Source organism: Breoghania sp., from assembly GCF_030066895.1.
Taxonomy (GTDB): domain Bacteria; phylum Pseudomonadota; class Alphaproteobacteria; order Rhizobiales; family Stappiaceae; genus Breoghania.
This window is the reverse complement of record NZ_JASJAV010000003.1, coordinates 115788-137600: the sequence shown is the minus strand read 5'-3', so window position 1 is coordinate 137600 and position 21813 is coordinate 115788. Positions and strand designations below refer to the sequence as shown.

General features: G+C 58.9%; 21 protein-coding genes and 5 pseudogenes. 16 read left to right on the top strand and 10 right to left on the bottom strand.

The window, feature by feature from the left end; all coding sequences use genetic code 11:
• Positions 1-23: 23 nt before the first annotated feature.
• Together QNJ43_RS05885 and QNJ43_RS05880 are read right to left on the bottom strand one after the other, a co-directional pair.
• Entirely contained in the window at positions 24-1109 is a 1086-nt protein-coding gene (locus QNJ43_RS05885; protein ID WP_300468199.1) for a methyl-accepting chemotaxis protein, read from the bottom strand.
• Positions 1054-2079, bottom strand: a complete 1026-nt coding sequence (locus tag QNJ43_RS05880; RefSeq protein ID WP_300468197.1) for a hypothetical protein — start codon at positions 2077-2079, stop codon at positions 1054-1056. Before QNJ43_RS05880 ends, QNJ43_RS05885 begins: the two co-directional genes overlap by 56 nt.
• Positions 2080-2352: 273 nt before the next feature.
• On the opposite strand from QNJ43_RS05880, the gene QNJ43_RS05875 reads away from it, so the two are divergent.
• From QNJ43_RS05875 to QNJ43_RS05845, 7 genes are all read left to right on the top strand, one after another.
• Positions 2353-2478: a hypothetical protein gene (locus QNJ43_RS05875; RefSeq protein ID WP_300468196.1), complete on the top strand. Its 126-nt coding sequence runs from the start codon at positions 2353-2355 to the stop codon at positions 2476-2478.
• A gap of 141 nt (positions 2479-2619) precedes the next feature.
• Positions 2620-3651, top strand: a complete 1032-nt coding sequence (locus QNJ43_RS05870; RefSeq protein ID WP_300468555.1) for an aspartate-semialdehyde dehydrogenase — start codon at positions 2620-2622, stop codon at positions 3649-3651.
• 460 nt (positions 3652-4111) lie between these two features.
• The gene (locus QNJ43_RS26800) at positions 4112-4408 is read left to right on the top strand and encodes a hypothetical protein (protein ID WP_346432872.1); all 297 of its coding nucleotides are present in this window, start codon (positions 4112-4114) and stop codon (positions 4406-4408) included.
• 97 nt (positions 4409-4505) lie between these two features.
• Entirely contained in the window at positions 4506-5477 is a 972-nt protein-coding gene (gene pqqC, locus QNJ43_RS05860) for a pyrroloquinoline-quinone synthase PqqC (RefSeq protein WP_300468195.1), read from the top strand.
• The gene (locus QNJ43_RS05855) at positions 5461-5682 is read left to right on the top strand and encodes a PqqD family protein (RefSeq protein WP_300468193.1); all 222 of its coding nucleotides are present in this window, start codon (positions 5461-5463) and stop codon (positions 5680-5682) included. The genes pqqC and QNJ43_RS05855 overlap by 17 nt, the downstream gene beginning before the upstream one ends.
• The gene (locus QNJ43_RS05850; RefSeq protein WP_300468191.1) at positions 5679-6008 is read left to right on the top strand and encodes a radical SAM protein; all 330 of its coding nucleotides are present in this window, start codon (positions 5679-5681) and stop codon (positions 6006-6008) included. Before QNJ43_RS05855 ends, QNJ43_RS05850 begins: the two co-directional genes overlap by 4 nt.
• 275 nt (positions 6009-6283) lie before the next feature.
• A complete protein-coding gene (locus QNJ43_RS05845; RefSeq protein WP_300468189.1) occupies positions 6284-6760 on the top strand; it encodes an SPASM domain-containing protein in 477 nt (158 codons plus the stop codon).
• A gap of 10 nt (positions 6761-6770) precedes the next feature.
• Here the strand turns inward: QNJ43_RS05845 and QNJ43_RS05840 are convergent, their stop codons facing one another.
• The 4 genes and pseudogenes from QNJ43_RS05840 to QNJ43_RS05825 all read right to left on the bottom strand — a co-directional run bounded on the left by QNJ43_RS05840 (position 6771) and on the right by QNJ43_RS05825 (position 9235).
• Positions 6771-7484: a carbonic anhydrase gene (locus tag QNJ43_RS05840; RefSeq protein WP_300468187.1), complete on the bottom strand. Its 714-nt coding sequence runs from the start codon at positions 7482-7484 to the stop codon at positions 6771-6773.
• A gap of 100 nt (positions 7485-7584) precedes the next feature.
• Positions 7585-8337, bottom strand: a complete 753-nt coding sequence (locus QNJ43_RS05835; RefSeq protein ID WP_300468185.1) for a nickel/cobalt transporter — start codon at positions 8335-8337, stop codon at positions 7585-7587.
• The gene (locus QNJ43_RS05830) at positions 8334-8558 is read right to left on the bottom strand and encodes a hypothetical protein (RefSeq protein WP_300468183.1); all 225 of its coding nucleotides are present in this window, start codon (positions 8556-8558) and stop codon (positions 8334-8336) included. The genes QNJ43_RS05835 and QNJ43_RS05830 overlap by 4 nt, the downstream gene beginning before the upstream one ends.
• Positions 8555-9235, bottom strand: a pseudogene (locus QNJ43_RS05825) (DUF1007 family protein). Before QNJ43_RS05825 ends, QNJ43_RS05830 begins: the two are co-directional and overlap by 4 nt.
• Positions 9236-9704: 469 nt before the next feature.
• Between QNJ43_RS05825 and QNJ43_RS05820 the strand changes: the two are divergent.
• Together QNJ43_RS05820 and QNJ43_RS05815 are read left to right on the top strand one after the other, a co-directional pair.
• On the top strand, positions 9705-10793 hold the full coding sequence (locus tag QNJ43_RS05820) for a Glu/Leu/Phe/Val dehydrogenase dimerization domain-containing protein (protein WP_300468181.1): 1089 nt from the start codon (positions 9705-9707) through the stop codon (positions 10791-10793).
• Between the two features lie 484 nt (positions 10794-11277).
• Complete coding sequence (locus QNJ43_RS05815) at positions 11278-11727, top strand: putative metalloprotease CJM1_0395 family protein (protein WP_300468179.1); 450 nt, start codon at positions 11278-11280, stop codon at positions 11725-11727.
• Positions 11728-11816: 89 nt separating this feature from the next.
• Here the strand turns inward: QNJ43_RS05815 and pcaG are convergent, their stop codons facing one another.
• The 4 genes and pseudogenes from pcaG to QNJ43_RS05795 form a co-directional block, all read right to left on the bottom strand.
• Complete coding sequence (pcaG, locus tag QNJ43_RS05810; RefSeq protein ID WP_300468177.1) at positions 11817-12443, bottom strand: protocatechuate 3,4-dioxygenase subunit alpha; 627 nt, start codon at positions 12441-12443, stop codon at positions 11817-11819.
• A 3-nt stretch (positions 12444-12446) separates the two neighbouring features.
• The gene (pcaH, locus tag QNJ43_RS05805; RefSeq protein ID WP_300468175.1) at positions 12447-13172 is read right to left on the bottom strand and encodes a protocatechuate 3,4-dioxygenase subunit beta; all 726 of its coding nucleotides are present in this window, start codon (positions 13170-13172) and stop codon (positions 12447-12449) included.
• A gap of 242 nt (positions 13173-13414) precedes the next feature.
• Positions 13415-14741, bottom strand: a pseudogene (locus tag QNJ43_RS05800) (8-oxoguanine deaminase).
• A 42-nt stretch (positions 14742-14783) separates the two neighbouring features.
• Positions 14784-15092, bottom strand: coding sequence for a RidA family protein (locus tag QNJ43_RS05795; RefSeq protein WP_300468173.1), 309 nt, complete (start codon positions 15090-15092; stop codon positions 14784-14786).
• Between the two features lie 476 nt (positions 15093-15568).
• On the opposite strand from QNJ43_RS05795, the pseudogene QNJ43_RS05790 reads away from it, so the two are divergent.
• The 7 genes and pseudogenes from QNJ43_RS05790 (at position 15569) to QNJ43_RS05765 (ending at position 21749) form a co-directional block, all read left to right on the top strand.
• Positions 15569-16573, top strand: a pseudogene (locus QNJ43_RS05790) (ABC transporter substrate-binding protein).
• Positions 16574-16728: 155 nt separating this feature from the next.
• A complete protein-coding gene (locus QNJ43_RS05785; RefSeq protein WP_300468553.1) occupies positions 16729-17568 on the top strand; it encodes an ABC transporter ATP-binding protein in 840 nt (279 codons plus the stop codon).
• Between the two features lie 53 nt (positions 17569-17621).
• Positions 17622-18413 (top strand): annotated as a pseudogene (locus QNJ43_RS05780) (ABC transporter permease).
• Position 18414: 1 nt separating this feature from the next.
• Complete coding sequence (locus QNJ43_RS26795; RefSeq protein WP_346432871.1) at positions 18415-18921, top strand: hypothetical protein; 507 nt, start codon at positions 18415-18417, stop codon at positions 18919-18921.
• A gap of 66 nt (positions 18922-18987) precedes the next feature.
• A complete protein-coding gene (locus QNJ43_RS26790) occupies positions 18988-19752 on the top strand; it encodes an amidohydrolase family protein (RefSeq protein WP_346432870.1) in 765 nt (254 codons plus the stop codon).
• Positions 19749-21160, top strand: a pseudogene (locus tag QNJ43_RS05770) (FAD-binding oxidoreductase). The gene QNJ43_RS26790 and the pseudogene QNJ43_RS05770 overlap by 4 nt, the downstream one beginning before the upstream one ends.
• Before the next feature lie 7 nt (positions 21161-21167).
• Entirely contained in the window at positions 21168-21749 is a 582-nt protein-coding gene (locus QNJ43_RS05765) for an NAD(P)H-dependent oxidoreductase (RefSeq protein ID WP_300468170.1), read from the top strand.
• Positions 21750-21813 lie beyond the last annotated feature (64 nt).

The following is a 21813-nucleotide window of genomic DNA, read 5'->3' as shown; positions in this document are numbered from 1 at the left end:
ATCCAATGACGGAGAGATGACAATCACCCGGAAAGCACATTGATCCCGCGCGCGTGCCTTTGACCTCCAGAACACGAAGTAAAATCACGCAATTCCAGATCCATATCCGGCACTGCCGTAAGGAACCTAGGCGGCACGGATCCTTTCAAGGAAACAATCGACCTCTTCACGCAACCGGATGGACTGAGCGGACAGTTGCTCGGCCGATAAATGCACCTGCGCCGAAGCAGCGTTCGTTTCCTGCGATGCGCGTGACACGGTCGCGATGCTTCCGGACACCGACTGCGTGCCGCTCGCGGCTTCGGTAATGTTGGGGCGACTTCCTGCGTCGTGTCCCCTTGTTCGTTCATTGCGGTCGCGATCGAACGGGACAGGGATTCCAGTTCATCGATGACCTCGCCGATTTCCCCGATACCGGCCACCGCCGTGTGTGCTCCGGACTGGATTTCCTCGATGAGCTTGGCGATGTTCTCCGTCGCCTTCGACATCTGACCCGCGAGCTCCTTCACCTCGCTGGCCACGACGGCGAAGCCCTTGCCGACCTCGCCAGCCCGCGCCGATTCAATCGAGGCATTCAATGCCAGAAGATTGGTCTGAGAGGCGATTTCCGAAATCATCGAGACAACCTCGCCGATCCGGTCGATCATCCCCGAGAGCGCCTGCATTTGTTCCGCCGTCTGGCCGATTGCCTTCGCGGCCCGCTCGAAAACCGTGGAAGCACGCGAGACCTGACGATTGATTTCGGACACGGACGCCAACATCTCTTCCACCGCGCTCGTCACCGTCTGCACATTGGCCGCAACCTGTTCCGCCGCCGCCGCAACGGTGTTGGCCTGCTCATCGGTATTCTGCGAGGAGCCGGACACCTGCGTCGCCATCCCATTGAGCTGGGCTGAGACCGCGGAGACGGAAGAAACGATCTGTCCGACGCTTTCACTGAAGGCATCGGCCAGGTTCCGCATCAGCTCCTTCTTCTCCGCACGTGCCTGCTCTTCCTGAGATTCCTGCTCGGCAACGAGCCGTTGGTTCTGGATGGCATTGGCCTTGAACACCTCAACCGCCCGCGCCATATCGCCGAGCTCGTTGGAATTCGCCGTATTGGGCCACATCAACCGAAGTCTCGCCGTCGGCCAGAACACGCATCGCCGACGTCAGCCCGCGCAACGGTCTCGTGATGCTGCGCCCGATCGCGAAACCGAGCGAACATGCCAGGAGGAACACGGCGATCGCCGAATAGATGAAGATCTGCCGCGTCCACACGCGGGTTTCGTTCAGATGGCTTTCCGCCGATTGCTTGCCCGCTTCCGCTGCAGCGAAAACCGCGTCGAAATCCGGAGTGAGTTCGGCAAATATCGTGCTAAGCTGTTCGATCGCGCTTTTGAGCTTTTCCGAGGTCTCCGCATATTCGTGAAACCCGGCCTGATAGGTATCCATCTGGCTGCTCAGCTCCGCCTTGACCGCGTCGGACAGCGGCGCATCCTTCAAAAGCGCATCGAATTCGGCCCTGCGCTTGTCGATCTGTTCGATGTATTTCTCCCCGCCCCGCAACATGAAATCCTTCTCATGTCGCCGCATCATCAACATCTTGACCGTCAAGGCGTCGAGATCGGCTGCATCGATCGTCTTCTCAACCGCATGAACGGCATTTCGCAGCCGCCCCTGCACGCCTTCATCCTCGGTCAGATCAAGATCCGCATAGAGCCTGGACACGACCGCGAATTGCGCATTCAGACTGTCGATACCGGTATCGAGCGCCTTGAGCTGCGAGTTGACCGAAGCTGAGTTTGGCAGAGCGGCGATCTCGCTGATCCTCTTTCTGACGGTTCCGACCTCGTCCCCGTAGGCGCGCGCATATTCGATATCCTTTCGAAGAAGGAAATCCTTTTCCCTGCGGCGCATCTGCAAGGTGCCAGTCTTCAATTGCTCCGAAAACTGCGCAAGATGGGAAAAATCGAGCTGATTTGCAACGTCTCGGGCAACGAGCCGGTCGCCGAAAAGATAGACGGAAACTAGCACCGCCGCCGCGATCACGGAGAGGGTTGCAAGCCCATAGACGCGCGTTCCGATCTTGATGTTCAAGAGACGCGAAGAGAGGGAAGAATTCATCGAAAAGATTGCCCGCTTCGTTGCCTGGAGGGGCCACAATGGGGCGAAGAAGTGAACAAACGCTTCTAAATTTCAAAAAATATCCTTATATTATAAATACTTATAATATATACGTAAGGTCAGATCCTTACGAAGGCTGCGATCGGAAGCGCTTTTGTGTCGCCTTGTGCCGCACACGGCCCAATTGACTTTTCCCGGTATTGCCTTCATGAGAACGGCATCGGAAACACGGTTCCTATCGCGACAATGATGCAGCGCCACAACGCCAGCTTTGCGATCGACACCAGCCGCCGCAGCGCGCGCGGGGGCACCCGTGTTGCCGTCTCCATCACGATCAAAACAACGAAAACGACCGCCGCGACGACCGTCTGACGGTGCCGCTTGTCCCGTGCTCCCCGGGGTCGAGGGGCTCGGAAGGCCGGTCGACCGAGAGGTCACGGCTTGACGGGAGACGAAACCGGCACCGGATCCACCATGACGGGCGGCTCCGACAAAGATCAGAAAGGACGCATCATGGGTTACAAGGTCGCTGTAGTCGGCGCCACCGGCAATGTCGGGCGGAAAATCCTTGAAATTCTTGACGAACGCCAATTCGACGCCGACGAAGTCGTCGCGCTCGCTTCCCGGCGCTCTCAGGGTACGGAAGTCTCCTTCGGCAACAAGATCCTGAAGGTCAAGGCGCTGGAGAATTACGACTTCTCCGATACCGATGTCTGCCTGATGTCCGCGGGTGGATCGATTTCGAAAGAGTGGGCGCCCAAGATCGGCGCGCAGGGCTGTGTCGTCATCGACAACTCCTCCGCCTGGCGCTACGACGCGGACGTGCCGCTGATCGTGCCGGAATTGAATGCGGATGCGATTGTCGGCTTCTCCAACAAGAACATCATCGCCAACCCGAACTGTTCGACCGCGCAGCTCGTCGTGGCGCTGAAGCCGCTCCATGACACCGCCAAGATCAAGCGCATCGTCGTTTCGACCTACCAGTCGGTCTCCGGCGCCGGCAAGGCTGCCATGGACGAGTTATTCGAGCAGACCCGCGCCATTTTCGTCAACGACCCGGTCGAGCCGCAAAAGTTCACCAAACGCATCGCCTTCAATGTGATCCCGCACATCAATGTCTTCATGGAAGACGGCTACACCAAGGAAGAATGGAAGGTGCTGACCGAAACCAAGAAGGTGCTAGATCCGAAGATCAAGGTCACCTGCACGGCCGTGCGCGTGCCGGTTTTCGTCAGCCATGCCGAAGCGGTCAACATCGAGTTCGAGAACCCGATCAGCCCCGACGAGGCCCGCGACATCCTGCGTGAGGCTCCCGGTTGCCTTGTCGTCGACAAACAGGAAGACGGCGGCTACGTCACGCCCTACGAGGCGACCGGCGAGGATGCGACCTACATTTCCCGTATCCGCGAGGATGCAACGGTCGAGAACGGTCTCAACATGTGGGTGGTTTCGGACAACCTGCGCAAGGGCGCCGCTCTGAACACCGTTCAAATCGCGGAAGTTCTCGTCAATCGCGGTCTTCTGAGGAAGCAGAACGCGGCCTGAAACCCGTTGCGTTTCAAGATTTCGCACCCAATGCCGGTTTAATTTTACCTAGCGGAATTTCTGTATTCGAGATATCTTTCTGCCAGTCCAGCTAACGGTAAGCTGGACTGGCACTAAAGTCCTATTTCTCCCGTCTTTCTCTTCGCTACGCTGATCCTCGCTGTATTTAACAGCCAATGAGGAGGAAGCGACATGAAGACTTGAAAAAAGCCGACCATGACCAGCGTCGAAGCTGGTTTCGAAGTCACCCGTTACATGCCCGCCGAGATCGGCAGCTGCGGCCGCAAGAAATAACAGGCGGACCACAAGCCGTGAAATTTCTGATTCTCGGCTCCGCCGCGGGCGGCGGATTTCCGCAATGGAATTGTAACGCTGCGTTGAGCCAGGCCGTTCGCCAAGGTAGGCCCAGCGTCCTCGCCCGCACGCAATCGAGCATGGCGGCAAACGCCGACGGGAAGACATGGGCGGTCTTCAATGCCTCGCCCGATATTCGCCAGCAGATCGCGGCAAATCCCGTTCTGCAACCGGGCCCGCGCGCCACACGCCCATCGGCACGGTCGTATTGATCAATGCCGACGTCGACCATATTACCGGGCTGCTATTCGAAGGAACGGTGTTCGAGGATGACGAGATGCGGCGCGCAGACGTGGGCGAAAAGACCGGAGCCCGCATGGCCATATGGCGATTTCCGGCGCGAACGGATCTCTCAACGCTCTCCGCGATATCGCCGACGGTCGACGCATCTTCGTGCACATAAACACAACCAATCCAATCCTTGAACCGGGGTCCGAGGCCGAAACGGTCGTTATGCAGGCGGGATGGGAAATCGGATATGACGGGATGAAGATCGAGCTATGAGCGCGCTGGCCGAAACGCTGAGCGATGTGCTGCCCGAAACGAATTCCTCCAACTACAACCCGGGCCCGGCGGCAAAGTTTCTGCCCATGGGAAGTGGTGATCGTCTTTTGACGAACGAAGAGCTGGAAGCCGCACTGCGTAGCGTTGGGGCAGCGCGCTACCATATCCTCCATCCCTTCCATCAGAGAATGAACGCTGGTGAGCTGACCCGGGCCCAGATGCAGGCCTGGGCGCTCAACCGCTATTGCTACCAGGCCGTGATCCCGCGAAAAGATGCTCTCATCCTCGCGCAATCGGACGATCCGGCCTTTCACCGCGAGTGGCGCAAGCACATCGTCGATCATGACGGGGACGATGCGGGCTCGGAGGGCGCGATCCGGCGCTGGATCAAGCTGGCAGAAGGCGTCAGTTTCGATCCCGAGATGGTGATCTCGACCCGCTACGCCCTGCCCGCCACGCGCTACGCGGTTGTCTCCTATATCGATCTCGTGACCAAGCATTCGCTGCTCGTCGCCGTTGCCTCATCGCTGACGGAGATGTTCTCCGAGGCCGCCATTGCCCAACGCGTTCCTGCGATGTTGGCGCGGTACGACTACATCACCGAGGAAACGCTAACCTATTTCACCCCGCGCCTCACCCAGGCCCCGCGCGATGCGGATTTCGCGCTCGCCTATGTTTGTACGAATGCCGATACCCCGCAGAAGCAGGCCGATGCCGTCAACGCGTTGATCGCCAAGTGCGACATGCTCTGGGCCATGCTGGATGCGCTGGAATATGCTTATGTCGATCCGGCCAACACGCCGCCGGGCGCCTTTTGCCCCGAGGATCTGCAGGCCATGCGCCGCGCGCGCATCATGATCACGCCCGCCAGTCGGCCGTATCTGCCTGACCATATTCAACTGCGCTTCGATGCGCTCTACGGCAGATCCATCCTGCTTGCGCCGGAAAAAGATGCTCTGGCCGGATGAGATATCGACGGCAATCCTTGAGCGTTGCGACGGAACCGCCGACGTTCGCGCCATCGCCAGGGGGCTCGCTCGTGAATACGACGCGCCCGAAACGGAGATCGAAACGGACCTCATCGCCTTCCTGCAAGATTGGAGCGACAGGCTGCTGATCGACGTCACACCGACATGTCACGATGAGACCGAACCTTTCGGGGCATGTGCATGACGGTCTCCCCTCCCCTCGGCATGCTCGTGGAACTGACCCACCGATGCCCCCTTCAATGCGGCTATTGTTCAAATCCGCTGAACCTATTGAAGGCCGACAGGGAGTTTGGAACGCAGGACTGGCTGAACGCCTTCGCGCAAGCGGAGGAACTCGGGGTGCGCCAAGCCCATTTGTCCGGCGGCAAGCCCACCTTGCGCCGGGATCTGGAAGGGTTGATCGCCGACCTCTCAAAAAGTGGCGTCTATACGAACCTGATCACGACGGACGTCACCCTCACCCGCGACCGTCTGTTTGCGTTCCGGGACGCCGATCTTCGGCATATTTAGGTGAGTTTTCAGGGCGCATGTGCCGACACCACGGAGCTGGTGGGACGGTATCACGGCGCTCATGAAAAGAAGCGCGCGGTCGCAGCTTGGGCCCGCGAAGCCGGGCTTGCACTGACCATCAACGCGCCGATCCACCGCCTCAATATCGAGAAAGTGCCGGACTTCGTCGCGCTCGCCATGGAGCTTGATGCCCAACGACTGGAGATCGCCAATGTCCAGATTAAGGCTGGGCTTCTCTCAACCGGGCAAGCCTGTTACCCGACCGCAACGCCGTCATGCGGCAGGTCGAGTATGTGGAACGGATCCGCGACGAGCTGGTCGGACAGCTCAATATCGATTTCGTCACACCTGACTATTACGCCGATTATCCCAAGCCCTGCATGGGCGGTTGGGCAGCCGATGCCTTTGCGTTGACGCCCGACGGGACCATGTTGCCATGCCATACCGCGCAGACGATCACCGGCCTGACCTTTGATCGCATCACCGAGCGCATGCTTCGCGATATCTGGGAAAACTCGCTTAGCTTCAACCGCTTCCGCGGCACCGACTGGATGCCGGAACCCTGCCGATCGTGCGCGCGCAAGGAGATCAATTTCGGCGGCTGTCGCTGTCAGGCCTTCGCGCTGACGGGCGATGCGGCCACCACCGATCCAAGCTGCATACGCTCACCGCACCACGACGCCTTGCGCGATCTGCCCGCGCCAGGGGAAATCCGGCACCGGGTCATCGGCCACGCGTTCGATCCGGTCTGAAGTCCGATCATCAGACGTCGACGAAGACGCCATCCTCGCGTTGCATGACCTTGAGCTTTCCGGTCCAGATATCGAACCACGCCCCGTGCAGGGCAAGCCGGTCGTTCTCTTCCAGATTCTTGACCCACGGAAAGGTCCGCAGGTTCTTCAGCGACTGGCGAACGCCGGCAAATTCCATCGCCATCTGCGGATCCAGACCGGGCTCGACCGGGTTGCAGGCCAAGGCAACCGCTGCGGGCTGCAGAAGCGTGATCCACTTGCCGATGAAATCACCGGAAGACAGCGGCTTTGAATTCTCGGAACGGAACGCTGCGATACCGCCGCACTGCGCGTGTCCCATGACGACGATATGCTCAACCTTCAGCCCATGAACCGCAAATTCCAGCGCAGCGCTGGTGCCGTGATAGTCGCCGTGCTCCTCGTAAGGCGGAACCAGATTGGCGACATTGCGCACAACAAACAGCTCTCCCGGCCCGACATTGAAGATGCTTTCGGGTGTTACACGTGAATCACAGCAGCTGATCACCAGCACTTTCGGCTTCTGCCCGTAGATCGCCAAATCTTCAAGCGCTCGCTGATTGGGCAGGAAGCTCCCCTCGCGATAGCGCGCATAGCCACTCAGAAGATCTGCCGGAAACGCCGGTCCCGACGCATTGGACCCGGTCGGCGGCGTTTTATCGGAACCATCGGAAGGCGAATTGGCAGATTTCTCAGAGTCACTCATCAACATCATCGTCCCGTTCGATAGGGCGTACTGGACACCCTCTAAAGCCAGTGGGCCGTTCTCTAACCCGTTGCGCCGCCTCTGACCATCAGCGCGCAGCTCACCGCCAGCCGATCGCCGCGGTGAGGAGAACAAGCCCGAGCAGGAAGACCAACACGGATCCGCCGATCTCCACCATCCGGTGAAGTCTGTAGGCAAGCGCGCTGCCCTCTCCTGCAAAACGCATCGCAAGGCCGCGAGCGGTAACGGCGAATACAGCCAGAACCGAAACCGTCAGTCCCGTGCCGAGCGCCATCACAAAGGTGGAAGCAATGCCGACGATAACAAGCCCTTGTGACAGCGCAAAAACAAGAATGATCAGCGCACCCGTGCAGGGCCTCAACCCAACCGCAAGGATGACCGACCAGGCACGCGCCAATGTCACCGGCTTTTCCAGCATGGCCGGATCGGGCGCATGACTGTGGCCGCAGGAGCAGTTTTCTCCATGACCATGATGGACGTGATGATGCTCGTGATCGTGAAAATAGCAGGAACCGTGCGACAGACGAAGCGAGCCGTGCAATGCCTTCGTCCAGATCATCCAGCCGCCGAGCCCAACAATCAGGGCATAGGAGCCGATTTCGAAGATCTCGGTGGTCTTCGTGATCGCCATGACCGCCTGGGCAAGAGCGTAGGTAAACGACAGGGCCACCGCCTTTTTGATCGTCTGGCGATTGACGAGAACATAGGTCGAGATGACCGCCTTGCCGTGACCGGGCCCCGCGGCATGAAAGACGCCGCAAATGAAGGAAAGACCCGCAAGCCACCATCCGACCGACCCGTCGGCTTTCAGACTTTGCAGAGCCTCGGTCAAAGAACGATGAACGTCGCCTGATTGCGCGCGATCCAGGCAAAGAAGCCGGCGAACCACCCGCCCGGCATGGCCGAAGGCTCCGGCAACCCCACCCCGAACGGCGAGGAAGCAGCCTGTGCCGTTGCCAGCGAGATTGCGAACAGACCAACGCCAAGCGCCGCAACAAGAACCGTCTGGCCCGCCGGATCGGATCGATATCGGAGAAGCCCCGGTTCGCTCATGGGCACATCACACGCGCTTCGTTGGACCAGGTCGACGTCTCGGCCTGAAATTGAGGAGGCAGGTCGCACACATCGGCCGGAATCTGTGCCAATTGAGCAGCGAGTGCGGCATTCGGAGATCCGGCCAGATGAACCTCGAGATCGCACCCGGCAGGTGCATCGGTCAAAACGAACGGATCGTGCTCGGTGATCGCGAAATCCACGAAAACGAAATAGGTGGGATCGAAGACCTCCAGAGAGACGGCTTTTGCCTTCACCGGTTGGGGCGTTTTGAGCGGCAATGTGTAGAACAGGGTCAGGCGACCGTCGGAAAAATCGAGCCAGTACTCGGAAGGCTGCAGGAACAGCTGATCCTTGTTGTCGACCGTCAGGAACGTGAAGAAATCATACTACTTCAGCGATTCCACATTCACTTTCGCCAGGGGTTGAAGCTCTTCATGCGACAGGGCCCCGTCGCCATTCGCATCAAGACCTTGAACCGCGAATGCGGTGAACGCCGCATCGAACCGCCAAACATGCCGAATGCTGACGAGACTGCTCTGATTGTCGAAGACCATTTCGCTGCGCGCTTCGACAAAGACATGAGGATGCGCCGAGGCCGCGCCCGCACCGGCAATCCAGGCGGTGAGGCCGACAATGACGGCTTTCGCCGCAAATTTCAGATAGTTGGATCGCATAACACGGACCCTCCCGCGAAGTGTTGAAGAGCGATCGCTGGATGCGTGCCCTTTCCTGCGGTGCAAAAGCGACAAAAGCAAATCCGGATTACCGGACCTGATCGCTGGCTTTAGCGCAGACAAACATGTCGTCAATCTTCGCGGCGAAAGACGGAATTTCCGCAGCGAATTTCGTTGAGGTAGTCCGTACGGATTCGTGCTTAAATGAGAGGTCCTTCGGATAGAACATATTCACAATCGCTAAATATGAGAGTTATCTCACACCAGAGATCGGAAATTCGCTATATTTTGACAGGTATATTCCAGTTATGAAGTTTATTATCCTCAAGCGGATAAACTGACGCAGGGTATAGACTACACGAGGCGATGCATTCCGGCTCAACAACAGCCGGATCTTGGCGAGATAGAAAAACAAGATCCGCCCAGCGCTCGCACTCGTCCCGGGCACCTTCCCTGAAATGAGGACAAAATGAACGTATCGACATCCCACACGGCCCATAAGGTCAACGCCGCTACGGCATTTGATCATCCCGAATTCAGGAACCACGAACAGATTGTCTTCGGCCATGAGCCTGTAACCGGATTGAAGACGATCATCGCCATTCACGACACGCGGCTTGGGCCGGCGGCGGGCGGATGCCGCATGTGGCGTTACGCCTGCAATGCGGACGCCCTCACCGATGCGCTGCGCCTGTCGCGCGGAATGACCTACAAGAACGCGCTGGCAGGTCTTGATCTCGGCGGCGGCAAGGCCGTCATCATCGCCGATCCGAGCACGGACAAGACGGAAGCCCTTCTGGAGGCCTTTGGAACCCAGGTCGACAATCTTTCGGGCCGATATCTCACCGCGGAGGATGTCGGCATCTCAAGCGCCGACATGGATGTAGTCGGCCGTCGGACCACCTACGCGCTGGGAACGTCACGCACCGGCTTGGGCGATCCCTCACCCTATACAGCACTTGGTGTCTTCGAAGGCATCAAGGCAGCCATGCGCTATCGATTGCAGAAGGACGATCCAACCGGGCTGATCGTTTCCGTCCAGGGTCTCGGCAATGTCGGGTTCGCGGTCATCCGATATCTCCACAAGGCAGGCGCCAAACTCGTCGTTTCCGACATAAACACGGCTTCCGTTGAACGAGCAGTCGAGTCCTTTGGAGCGAAATCCATCGTCCCGACACGCGCCCATGAGGTGGACGCCGATATCTTCTGCCCCTGCGCTCTGGGCGCCGGGCTCAACTCGGTGACCATCCCGGAGATCCGGGCAAAGATCGTGGCTGGTGCGGCCAACAACCAGCTAGCCACCGACGAGGACGGAGAGCGGTTGCGTCGCGCCGGAATTCTCTATGCGCCCGATTATGCCATCAACGCAGGCGGCATCATCTCCATCGCACTCGCCGGGCCAAGAGACGAGGACACGCTGGTTCGTGAAAAGACCGTCGCCATAGGCGATACACTCACCCGTATCTTCGAACGCGCGGATGCGGAAGACCGGCCGACCCAGGTCGTTGCGGACGAACTCGCCGAAGAACGGCTGGCCGCCGCCCCGCTCTCCCGATAGGGCGCTCTACCGCCTTATTCCGGCCGCCAGAGGCGGTCGGGATCGAAGCGGTCAACGTCCTGCAAAAGCTCGATAAAGGCGTGTGCGGCGTGATCGAGGGATGCAAATCCCTTTTTGCCGCAGTGACAGCTCGTCGCGCATCCAAATCTCACCTTCTTGTCGACTTTGCCAATGTGGCTCACGCGAAAATGAAACGCTTGTTACGCTGAGTTATTTCACCATCGGACACTGTTTATTTGGCTAAGATCCATGGTCGCAGCAGTAGGATCTTACGCCGCCCCCCCAGCGGCACTTGAAAGGTTCTCGGGAGGACAGTCTCTCTCCTCCCCCCCCCAAAGACTTGTGTCTCCCGAAAACTCAAAAGCCAAAGACGAAACGAACAACGCTTCTTACGCGCTTTCTCAGGAACTCAGCGAGGAGGAGGAACGCGAAGTCGAGCGACTGAAAAAGCGCGAAGCCGAAGTCAGGGCGCATAAACAGGCGCATGCCTCGGTCGGCGGAGCCCGCCGGATCTCCCAGTTACGAGACAGAACACGGCCCTGACGGCCGGACCTATGTCGTCGGCGGAGAGGTCGCTATCGACGTTTCCCCGGAACAGACCCCCAGCGCCACGATCGCCAAGGCCGAACAGGTCGAGCGCACCGCGCTCGCTCCTGCCGACCCCTCCCCCCCCCAGGATGTCCGCGTCGCCGTAGCAACACGCCAGATGCGCGCCGAAGCACAAGCCGAGCTGGTCAAATTGCAGGCGGAAGAACTCAATGGCAGAGAGGACGGGGAAGAAACAGGCATCACTGCGGACACCAATCAGGACGTCGATCAGGCAAGCCCACTTGAGCAAACCCGATCATCCGACAGGCAAACCGCCGACAACAATCTCACGGCCCAACGCGCTTACGAGCAATCCAGCCGCCTCGTCGGTTCGCTTGTGATCTGAGCCTGCCCGCTCATCCCTTGATCCGATAAAAAAGGCCGACCTCCCGAGATGGGAGATCGGCCTTCATCTTTTCAAACGGTGGGAACGGATCAGATATCGAAGAACACGGTTTCCTGATCGCCCTGCAGGTGGATGTCGAACGTATAGACCACCTCGCCGTCCCGCTCCTGACGGTCTGCAATCAGCGTCTGACGACGTTTTTTCAGCTCAATCAGGTTGAGAACCGGATCCTTGGCATTCGCCTCGGTTTCATCGGAGAAGTACATCCGCGTGTTGAGGCCGATATTGATGCCGCGCGCGACAATCCAGAAATTGATATGCGGCGCCATCGCGCGAGCGTTGCGTCCGCGCACAACGCCCGGCTTGATCGTCTCGAAACGATAGACGCCGGTATCGAAGTGCGAGCCGATCCGCCCCCATCCGCGGAAATCGGGATCGACAGGCTTGTCCTGATTGTCCTCGGGGTGATTGTAGCGCCCCTCGGCATTGGCCTGCCAGATTTCCAAGAGCACGTCGCACAACGGCGTTCCCGTTGCATCGAAAACGCGCCCCTCGATGGTGATCCGCTCGCCCTTCGTTTGCGGCGTCACCATGGTTTCCCCGAGCTGATTTTCGAAGATATCGAAACCCACCTGTTTGGGGATGAGGCCGATATGAACGTAGAGACCGGCCGTCTGGGATGCGGTTTCGCGCAGATAGTTCAGAGGCTGCACCATGGCTCAGTTCCCCTCCAGTCGGTTTTCAAACATGGTCGAACGCCGTCCGCGCAGCACGATATCGAACTTGTAGGCACGGCAATCGAGGGGAACCGTCGCATTCATGTCGAGCGGCACGATGAGTGCGCGGATGGCTTCGTCATCAGGAATGGCGCGCACGATCGGGCAGGACCAGATCAGCGGATCGCCTTCGAAATACATCTGGGCGATCAGGCGCTGGGCAAACGCCGGGCCGAAGATCGAGAAGTGGATGTCGGCCGGACGCCAGTTATTGACGAAGTTGCGCCGCGGATACGAACCCGACTTGATGGTGCGGAAGAAATAGTACCCGTCCTCGTTAGTGAGCGTGCGACCGCAACCGCCGAAATTCGGATCGATCGGCGCCAGGTAGGTATCCTTCTCGTGCCGATAGCGTCCGCCCGCATTGGCCTGCCAAAACTCCAGCAGCGTATTGGGCACCGGACGACCGTTTTCATCCAGAACACGGCCGTGAACGATGATGCGTTGGCCGATCGGATCCCCGTCCTTCGCGTAGTTGCGAATGAGATCGTTGTCGAGCGGACCGAGTTCATTGTGGCCGAAGACGGGACCCGTCATCTCCGACAAGGAATTCTGCAACGACAGCAGAGCGTATTTGTACGATCGGGTCACGTCCGTCTTGTAGTTGGGAGCAAGCGCGGGCGGGTGCAGAAGCCGATCGAGCTGATAATATTCCCCCTTGGGTTCCATGAGAATCCTCCGGTCGGGATGTTGATCTTGTTGAGGCCCGCACCTTCCCGGCAAGGGGCTGCGAGCAGCTTTAACATAGATCAAAAACTGCGGCGGATGACGCAGGAAAATCAATGATTTGTACGGAATACGAATGATCTGAAAGCTAAATCGGTTTAACCGGAAGCAGTCAAAACGGGGGGCGACCCCGACCATATTCCGGGACCGCCAAGCGCTATTTGGTACACATCAGCGGTCGGATGTCAAAGCCCTTCCAGAAACCGCTTTGCCGCTTCGCCGTGCTCAAAGCGCAGACGCTCTATGTCCATACGCACCGGCACCGCGTCCTCGACCTTCCAGTCACCGGCAATCATGACCCGGTCGGCCGAATGCGCTCCGCAGAGCACCAGCGTCGCCAGAGGATCGCCGCCACCGGAGAAGCGCAACTCATCGAGCGTGTAGAACGACATGTCCGCCTGACGGCCAACCTCGATCTTGCCGATACCGGTGCGCCCCAGGCAACGGGCGGATCCTTCGGTCGCCCAGCGGAACACATCGAAATGGCTCACTGTGGCATCGTAGGTCAGCCGATTGATCATCAAAGCGTGCCGAACCCCCTCCCATCAGGTTGGAATTGTCGTTCGACGCCGAGGCCCACCGGATTTCCGGCGGCTTCCAGTTCCCTGGTTCGACACTGACCGGAGGCGAGCACCATGTTGGAGGTCGGGCAATGGCAGACCCCGACGCAATGCTGGCCGAGCTTCTTCACCTCGTCATCGTTGAAATGAATGCCGTGCGCAAGCCAAACCCGACCATTGAGCCAGCCGGCCTCTTCCAGATAATCCACCAGACGGCACTGGAAATGATGTTCGCAATAGTCGTTCTCATCCAGCGTTTCGCCCAGATGCGTGTGCAGGCGGCAATCGCACTTGTCCGCAAGCCGCGCACTTTCGGTCATGAGATGCTTGGTGACGGTGAATGGCGCACAAGGAGAGAGCGCCACCTGAATGAACGAGCCTTCGGACGGGTCATGGTACTTCTAAAGAACCCGCTCGCAGTCGGCGATGATCGTATCCTCGTCCTGAACCGCGCCGTCCGGCGGCAGCCCTCCATCTTTTTCAGACAAGTCCATCGATCCGCGCGACACCGTCATGCAGATGCCGAGACGTTGAGCCTCCTCCACCTGAATATCCATCGCGTTCTTAAGCCCGGCGGGGAAGAGATAGTGATGGTCTGAGGCGGTCGTGCAGCCGGACATCAGGAGTTCGGTCAGCGCAAAGCGCGTCCCGAGCCGAAAAATCTCAGGCGTCACGTTCCTGGTCCAGATCGGATAGAGCGACTTGAGCCAGGGAAACAGCTCCTTGTTGATGGCAGACGGATGCGCACGCGTCAGGGTCTAGAAGAAGTGGTGATGCGTGTTGACCAGCCCCGGCATGATCACACATGCCGCGATGCGTCGAAAACCTTGTCGTGGGCTTGCGGTTCCGTCCCCTTGCCCACGCATTCGACGATAACCCCGCCCTCGACCACAACGCCGCGTTCCGCGTCGTCCGCGAGAATGGCTATCGGGTTCTTGATCCACAGACGCATTGAAACCTCTTTTTGTCTTTTGCCGACCTTGAGCCGGAAGAATTAGTCAGTCTTGGCCGCCAGCGCTTCGATTTCAAAGACGAAATCCTCGCGGGTGAAGCCGGAGACGATCATCAGCGTGGAAGCCGGGGATGGCGTTCCGATAAAGGCATCCCGCGCAGCCATGTAGCCCGCCATGTGTTCGCGAGCTGTAACAGTAGGCGTTTGAGGCGCACGATATCGGTAACGTCCATACCCTCCTCGCGCAGAAGCGCCCGGATAGGCTTCAAAGCAAACCTTGGACTGCGCCTCTGCCCCTTCCGGGATGGCATCGTCCGCGCCGATGCCGAGTTGGCCCGAGCACACGAGCATCCGGCATCCCGCCGGTATTTCGACCCTATGGCTGTAACGTGCGAACGGCGTGCGTATCTGGTCAGGCACAAGATGCCTCAACATCGCAAACTCCTCCGAGTTGTTCCCGTAGACGCTAGTCCACCGGAACGAAACTGCAAATCTCGCCGTTGCGGAAAATTCGCGCGAACCCGGTCCGGCATTGTAGCACAAAGAACAACCGTACGGTCGAGCTTCGTCTTCCAAACAGTCTGTGAGAGACTATTTTTTAGGCAACGGAAGTCGATCCTCTTCCGCTAGGCAAGTTGCGACACTCAAGAGCCAAGCCTCTCTCGTCTAATATTTAACTTTTTAATTATATTTCACGAACACGACCGCAAATCTCCCCGAGAGGTATGTCTCTTGTGATTTTTGTCTGGTTGCACGGGCTCATCGCAGCCGGCGGCACGACTTGGAAAGACCCGCAGAATCAGCAGGGGGATTTACAAATGAATCGCATGGCAAAGATCGCGTTTGCGGTCCTGACACTTACGGGAACCTTGGCCGCGGCGGCTCCCGCTTCCGAGCTCGACAAGGTGAAATTCGAAACCAACTGGCTCGCTCAGACCGAACACGGCAGGTTCTATCAGGCCGTCGTCGACGGCACCTATGAGAAATACGGCCTCGACGTGGAAATCGTTCAGGGCGGTCCGCAGGCGGCAAACCGCGCGCTGCTGATGGCCGACAAGATCGACTTCTACATGAACGGCAACCTGCTCGACTCGTTCTCGGCCGTCGAACAGGGTATTCCGCTGATCGAGGTCACCGCGATCTTCCAGAAGGATCCGCAGGTTCTCATCGCCCACCCCGATCAGGGGCTGGAGAAATTCGAGGATCTGGCGAGCCTGCCGACCATCTTCATGGGCAAGGACGGCTCCGCCTCCTATTTCCAATGGATGTAGAACGTCTATGAGGGCTTCTCCGACGCGCAGTACAAGCTCTACACCTTCAACCCGGCCCCCTTCATCGCCGACAAGAAGTCCACGCAGTAGGGCTACATCACCTCCGAGCCCTATGTGATCGAAACCGAAGGCGGTTTCAAGCCGAAGCTTTTCCTTCTCGCCGATGCCGGCTTTGAGATCTACTCGACCACGATCGAGGCGAAGGTAGATTTCGTCAAAAAGAACGAGGATCTCGTTCAGCGTTTCGTCGAAGCCTCGATCATCGGCTGCTATAACTATCTCTATGGCGACAACGAAACCGCGAATCCCGCCATCAAGAAGGACAATCCGGAGATAACGGATAGCCAGATCGCCTTCTCGATCAAGACGATGAAAGAATTTGGCCTGATTGAATCGGGAGAGGCCCTGGAAAAGGGCATCGGATGCATGAACGCGGGCCACATCACTGCATTCTACGACCAGATGGTCAAGGCGGGCGTGGTGAATGCCGATCTCGATGTCGAGAAGGTCTACACGACCGAATTCATCTGCAAGGGCGTCGGCATGGACATCAAGAACTAGGCCGACCTTTTCCCTTCGAAGGCCGACTTAAACGTCAAATCGCGGCGGAGCCCGAAGCCTCGGGCCGAGGGCTCCGCCCGGTCAGAAACCGTAATTCGCATCCATCCATGACCACCACCGGCTCTCCTGGCGCTAAACGGACCGATGAAGTGACAATCACACTCAAGAACAAAGAACAGACGAGCTGTGCCGCGCAGACTGCGCCGACCCTCGTTTCTCTCCGAAACGTCTCCAAGACCTTTGCCAACGGCACGATCGCGCTCCGCGACATGTCGCTCGACATTCGCGAAGGAGATTTCGTCAGCCTTCTGGGACCTTCCGGATGCGGCAAGTCCACCGCACTGCGCATCGTCGCCGGGCTCGGCGACGCCTCTCCCGGCAGCGTCGAGTGGCACAAGGGCGCCAATGGCACCGACGCCATCTCCGCAAACGGAGTTGCCGATCAGAACATCAGTTTCGTGTTCCAGAAACCCACGCTGATGCCGTGGGCCACCGTTTTCAACAACGTCTATCTGCCGCTGAGGCTCAAGGGCCGCTCCAAGGCGGATGCCCAGGCCGATGTGATGGACACTCTGGAGATGGTCGGGCTGGAAAGCTTAGCCAAGAGCTATCCGCGCGAACTGTCCGGTGGCATGAAGATGCGCGTTTCCATCGCGCGTGCGCTCGTCACCAAGCCGAAGCTGCTGCTGATGGACGAACCCTTCGCCGCGCTCGACGAAATTACCCGCTTCAAGCTCAACAACGATCTCCTGCACCTGTGGGAGAAATTCGGCTGGACGGTCATTTTCGTAACCCACTCCGTATTCGAGAGCGTCTACCTCTCCAACCGGATTATCATCATGGCCGCCCGTCCCGGCCGCGTCATGGAGGACATTCCCATCGACACGCCCTACCCGAGAGAGGAGGAGTTCCGCACCTCCGTCATCTACAACGATTTCTGCCGCCGGGCCTCGGAGGCCCTGCAAAGCGCGATGGAGGCAAGCGAACCGGCATGACGATGGCAACCGTTCAATCCGCTGCACCGGGACCGCGTTCGCTCAGGGCGGTCATGACGAAAATCGGATCCGCCACCGAGACCGCAAAGACCGCGGCGACCTTCTGGCGGATCGCCATCCCTCTGATGATGCTGGTGCTTCTGACCGGCGTCTGGGTGTTCTACGTCTGGGCCTTCGACGTGCCGCATTACATTCTGCCGAGTCCTATGCGCATGGCCGAGACTCTCTATACCGACTGGCCGATCCTGTGACCGGCGCTCCTCGTCACGCTCAAGATCACCTTCACCGCGCTTGCCATCGCGCTCGTCGGCAATATTGCGCTCGCTGTTCTCATGGCGCAATCGCGTTTTGCCGAGCTCGTGCTTTATCCTTACGCGGTCGTCTTGCAGGTCACGCCGATCGTCGCGATCGCACCGCTGATTCTGATCTACGCGCCCTCCACACAAGCGACCCTGCTCATCTGCGCCTGGATCGTTGCCTTCTTCCCGATCCTGTCCAACACGGTGCAGGGGCTGAAGTCGACCGACCATAACCTTCTGAACCTGTTCGAGCTTTATGGCGCAAGTCGTTGGCAGACGCTGGTCTACTTGAAAATGCCGAACGCCCTCTTCTTCTTCCTTGCAGGCCTCAAGATCGCCGGGGGTCTCGCCCTCATCGCCGCGGTCGTTGCCGAATTCGCCGCCGGCTCCGCCGGTGCGGAATCCAGTCTCGCCTTCCACCTGCTGGAATCCCAGTTCCGCCTCAACATTCCCCGCCTCTTCGCCGCGCTCTTCCTCACCACGAACACGATCTCCCACCTGTTGTTTCACAAATGGCACGAGAACGCGCTGAAAAAAGAAAACTGACGTGACCGACTTCGCTGTTCTGAACAGCACCGACAGCTATGTGCTCACGAACGCCACCGTATCGACCTTCGTGACCGATGGAATCGATCAGATATCCGAGTCCGAAGATCTCGCCCGGATCGATATTCGCGTCGAAAACGCCAAGTTCACGCAATTCGCAACCGCCAGAAGCCTCGATCAAGGCACCGAACCCAACATCGATCTCGATGGTGGCATGGTCCTCCCAACACTGGTCGATTGCCATACCCATCTCGACAAGGGGCACATCTGGCCGCGCCGTCCCAACAGAGACCGCACCTTCGGTAGCACGCTCAATGCAACCTTCGAGGACAGGGCTACCAGCTGGTCCGGTGAAGAAGTCCGCCGACACATGGATTTCGCCCTGCGCTGCGCCTACGCGCACGGCACGTCGCTGATCCGGCCCCATATCGACAGCCTGCCGCCGCAAAACGAGATTTCCTGGCCTATCCTGTGCGAAGTCGTTCAGGACTGGTCGGACCGCATATAGCTACACGGATCGTGCCTGTTCGGCATTGAAAGGCTGGATGCCGACGACGGTTACCTGGAGAGGACGGTGGATCACGTAAATGCGGCAAACGGAGTCCTGGGCGCGGTCACCTATATGATCCCGCGCCTCGACGAACACCTCGATGCGATCATGCGGGCGGCGGGGGCACGCGGTCTCGATCTCGATTTCTACGTCGACGAGACATCGGATCCGCAAGTCCAGACACTCCGGCACATTGCCGAGGCGGCGATCCGCAACGGATTTTTCGGAAATATCCTTTGCGGCCATTGCTGTTCATTGGCCTGTCAGGAGGAGGACGAAGCCAACCGCACGATGGATCTCGTCGCGAAGGCGGGACTCGCCATCGTTTTGCTCCCCATGTGCAACATGTACCTGCAGGGACGGCGAAACCCCGGCTCTGCCCCCGGTACGCCGCGCTGGCGGGGGATCACGCTTCTGCACGAACTCAAGAGCCGTGATGTTCCCGTCATGGTCGCTTCCGACAATACTCGAGACCCCTTCTATGCCTACGGCAATCTCGACATGATCGAAGTCTTCACCCAGGCGACGCGGATCGCGCATTTCGATCATCCGGCCTCCGACTGGATCCGTGCGGTGACCACGACACCATCCCGCATCCTGCGCCAGCCGGAGCACGGTCTCCTGCAGGTTGGCGGGCGGGCCGACTTCATCGCATTTCAAGGACGCGATTTGTTTGAAATCATGGCGCGGCCTAGGGCGTCGCACGATGTTTTCCGTTACGGTAGGCCCATAGACACCGCCTTGCCAGACTACCGAGAACTCGATGATCTTATGGGAGGTGCATCATGAGCGCCGAAATTCCCGGTCTCGAACCGGTGCTGAAGACACTCAGCGATCTTTCCATCGAGGATAATCCCTCGATCGTCAAACAGATAGAGCCGCGACTTCTTCTGGTATTCGCCGGTCCTGAAAAAGCAGCTCGATCAGGTCTCCGGCAACGTCGTCATTACCCCGAAATCTGAAGAAAACGCCGTCCGCGTGCTCAAGGCCTGCTACGAGCACGATGTGCCCGTAACCGTCCGTGGCGCCGGCACAGGAAACTACGGTCAGGCCATGCCTCTGGCCGGCGGCGGCGTTCTCAATCTGGCGGAGATGAACCGGATCAAGGACATCGGCCCCGGTCGCATCGTCTGCGAGTCCGGAGCGCTGCTGTCGGCAATCCATGACGCGGCGAGCGAAACCGGTCAGGAATTGCGCCTCCATCCCTCCACCTATAGCACAGCCACCGCCGTCGGCGGTTTCGTTACGGGCGGATCGGGCGGAATCGGTTAGATCCGCTGGAGAGCTCTGCGCGATCTCGGCAACGTCATCAGCGCGCGCGTCGTGACCATGGAAGCGGAACCGAGGGTTCTCGACATGACCGGCGCCGATCTTGCCAAGGTCATGCATGCCTACGGCACGAACGGCGTCATCACCGAAGTCGAGATGCCGCTGACCGCTGCCTACGATTGGGTCGACGTGATCGTCGGTTTTGACACCTTCATGGACGGCGCGCGCTTCGCCGATGCACTCGGCGCCCAGGACGGCATTCTGTTGAAGGAACTGGGAGTTATCGCTGCCCCGGTGCCGCATGAGTATTTCCTGCGCCACAGGAAGTACCTGAGGCCCGATCAGTCCGTCTGCGTGATAAGATTGTCGCCCCCTTTGCCATGCCAGCCCTGACGGCCTTCGCAGAGCATCGGAAGGCATCAATCGTCTATCGGTCGGACACGGCAGGCGAAGAAGAGAAGAAAGGGCTTCCGCCGGTCTTCGAACTGGCCTGGAACCACACCACGCTGCGCGGCCTGCGGGTTGATTCCAGCATCACCTATCTTCAGATCCTCTACCCCTACCCCGATCAGATGGCCAAGGTCGAAGCGATGACCAAACTCTTCGGCGACGAGCTGCCGGGGCACCTGGAATTCGTGCGTTTCGACGGCAATGTCACCTGCTTCGGCCTGCCGGTCGTGCGCTACACGAGCGAGGAGCGCCTGGACGAGATCATCCGCCTGCACGAGGAAGTAAATTGCCAATCTTCAATCCGCACCGCTACACCCTTGAGGAGGGCGGCATGAAGCAGACCGACGAACAACAACTCGCCTTCAAGCGTGAAGCCGATCCCAAGGGCCTGCTCAACCCCGGCAAGATGATCACCTGGGACAACCCCGATTTCGACTTCAAGGCCGACGGGCGGTTCCTGTTCCAAGGTTTGAGGTAAATCTCACGTGCGCATCCTTGTTCTTTACTCCCACCCGGTCGAAACCAGCTTCAATGCCTCACTGCACGAAACGGTCGTCAAGACGCTGAAAGTCTCCGGCCACGAGGTCGATGATTGCGATCTCTATGCCGAAGGCTTCAGCCCCGCCCTCTCCCGTCAGAAGCGCATCGACTATCACGAGCTCGATCGCAACCAGGCGAATGTTGCGGACTACGTCAAACGGGTGGAACAGGCCGAAGCGCTGGTGCTGTGCTATCCGGTCTGGAACTTCGGTTTCCCGGCAATGTTGAAGGGCTTCTTCGACCGGGTCTTCCTGCCTGGCGTTTCCTTCCGGATGGAGAATGGCAAGGTGGTGCCGAGCCTCCACAACATCACCAAACTCGCCGCCGTTACCCATTATGGCGGCTCACGGACAGGGGCCTTCCTGGCGGGAGATCCCCCGCGCAAGATCGTCAAGCGGGTCCTGCGCGCTCAGATCAAACCAATGGCGCCGCTGAACTACCTCGCGCTCTACGACATGAGCCGCGCAACTGATACCGACAGCTCCTCCTTCCTCAAGAAGGTCGAAACGCAGATGGCGCATTTCTGAATGCAGCCAGTCTAAGAGAAACGCGCTAACCCGCGTTTCGCAGAGACTTTGCCGTGAGGCTCAC

What these genes read in the sequence shown, in the direction of transcription:
- QNJ43_RS05885 (WP_300468199.1), bottom strand. Translation starts at nt 1,109, where the DNA reads ATGTGGCCCAATACGGCGAATTCCAACGAGCTCGGCGATATGGCGCGG.
- QNJ43_RS05875 (WP_300468196.1), top strand. Translation starts at nt 2,353, where the DNA reads ATGATGCAGCGCCACAACGCCAGCTTTGCGATCGACACCAGCCGCCGC.
- QNJ43_RS05870 (WP_300468555.1), top strand. Translation starts at nt 2,620, where the DNA reads ATGGGTTACAAGGTCGCTGTAGTCGGCGCCACCGGCAATGTCGGGCGG.
- QNJ43_RS26800 (WP_346432872.1), top strand. Translation starts at nt 4,112, where the DNA reads ATGGGCGGTCTTCAATGCCTCGCCCGATATTCGCCAGCAGATCGCGGC.
- pqqC (WP_300468195.1), top strand. Translation starts at nt 4,506, where the DNA reads ATGAGCGCGCTGGCCGAAACGCTGAGCGATGTGCTGCCCGAAACGAAT.
- QNJ43_RS05855 (WP_300468193.1), top strand. Translation starts at nt 5,461, where the DNA reads ATGCTCTGGCCGGATGAGATATCGACGGCAATCCTTGAGCGTTGCGAC.
- QNJ43_RS05850 (WP_300468191.1), top strand. Translation starts at nt 5,679, where the DNA reads ATGACGGTCTCCCCTCCCCTCGGCATGCTCGTGGAACTGACCCACCGA.
- QNJ43_RS05845 (WP_300468189.1), top strand. Translation starts at nt 6,284, where the DNA reads ATGCGGCAGGTCGAGTATGTGGAACGGATCCGCGACGAGCTGGTCGGA.
- QNJ43_RS05840 (WP_300468187.1), bottom strand. Translation starts at nt 7,484, where the DNA reads ATGAGTGACTCTGAGAAATCTGCCAATTCGCCTTCCGATGGTTCCGAT.
- QNJ43_RS05830 (WP_300468183.1), bottom strand. Translation starts at nt 8,558, where the DNA reads ATGAGCGAACCGGGGCTTCTCCGATATCGATCCGATCCGGCGGGCCAG.
- QNJ43_RS05820 (WP_300468181.1), top strand. Translation starts at nt 9,705, where the DNA reads ATGAACGTATCGACATCCCACACGGCCCATAAGGTCAACGCCGCTACG.
- QNJ43_RS05815 (WP_300468179.1), top strand. Translation starts at nt 11,278, where the DNA reads ATGCCTCGGTCGGCGGAGCCCGCCGGATCTCCCAGTTACGAGACAGAA.
- pcaG (WP_300468177.1), bottom strand. Translation starts at nt 12,443, where the DNA reads ATGGTGCAGCCTCTGAACTATCTGCGCGAAACCGCATCCCAGACGGCC.
- pcaH (WP_300468175.1), bottom strand. Translation starts at nt 13,172, where the DNA reads ATGGAACCCAAGGGGGAATATTATCAGCTCGATCGGCTTCTGCACCCG.
- QNJ43_RS05795 (WP_300468173.1), bottom strand. Translation starts at nt 15,092, where the DNA reads ATGCTCGTGTGCTCGGGCCAACTCGGCATCGGCGCGGACGATGCCATC.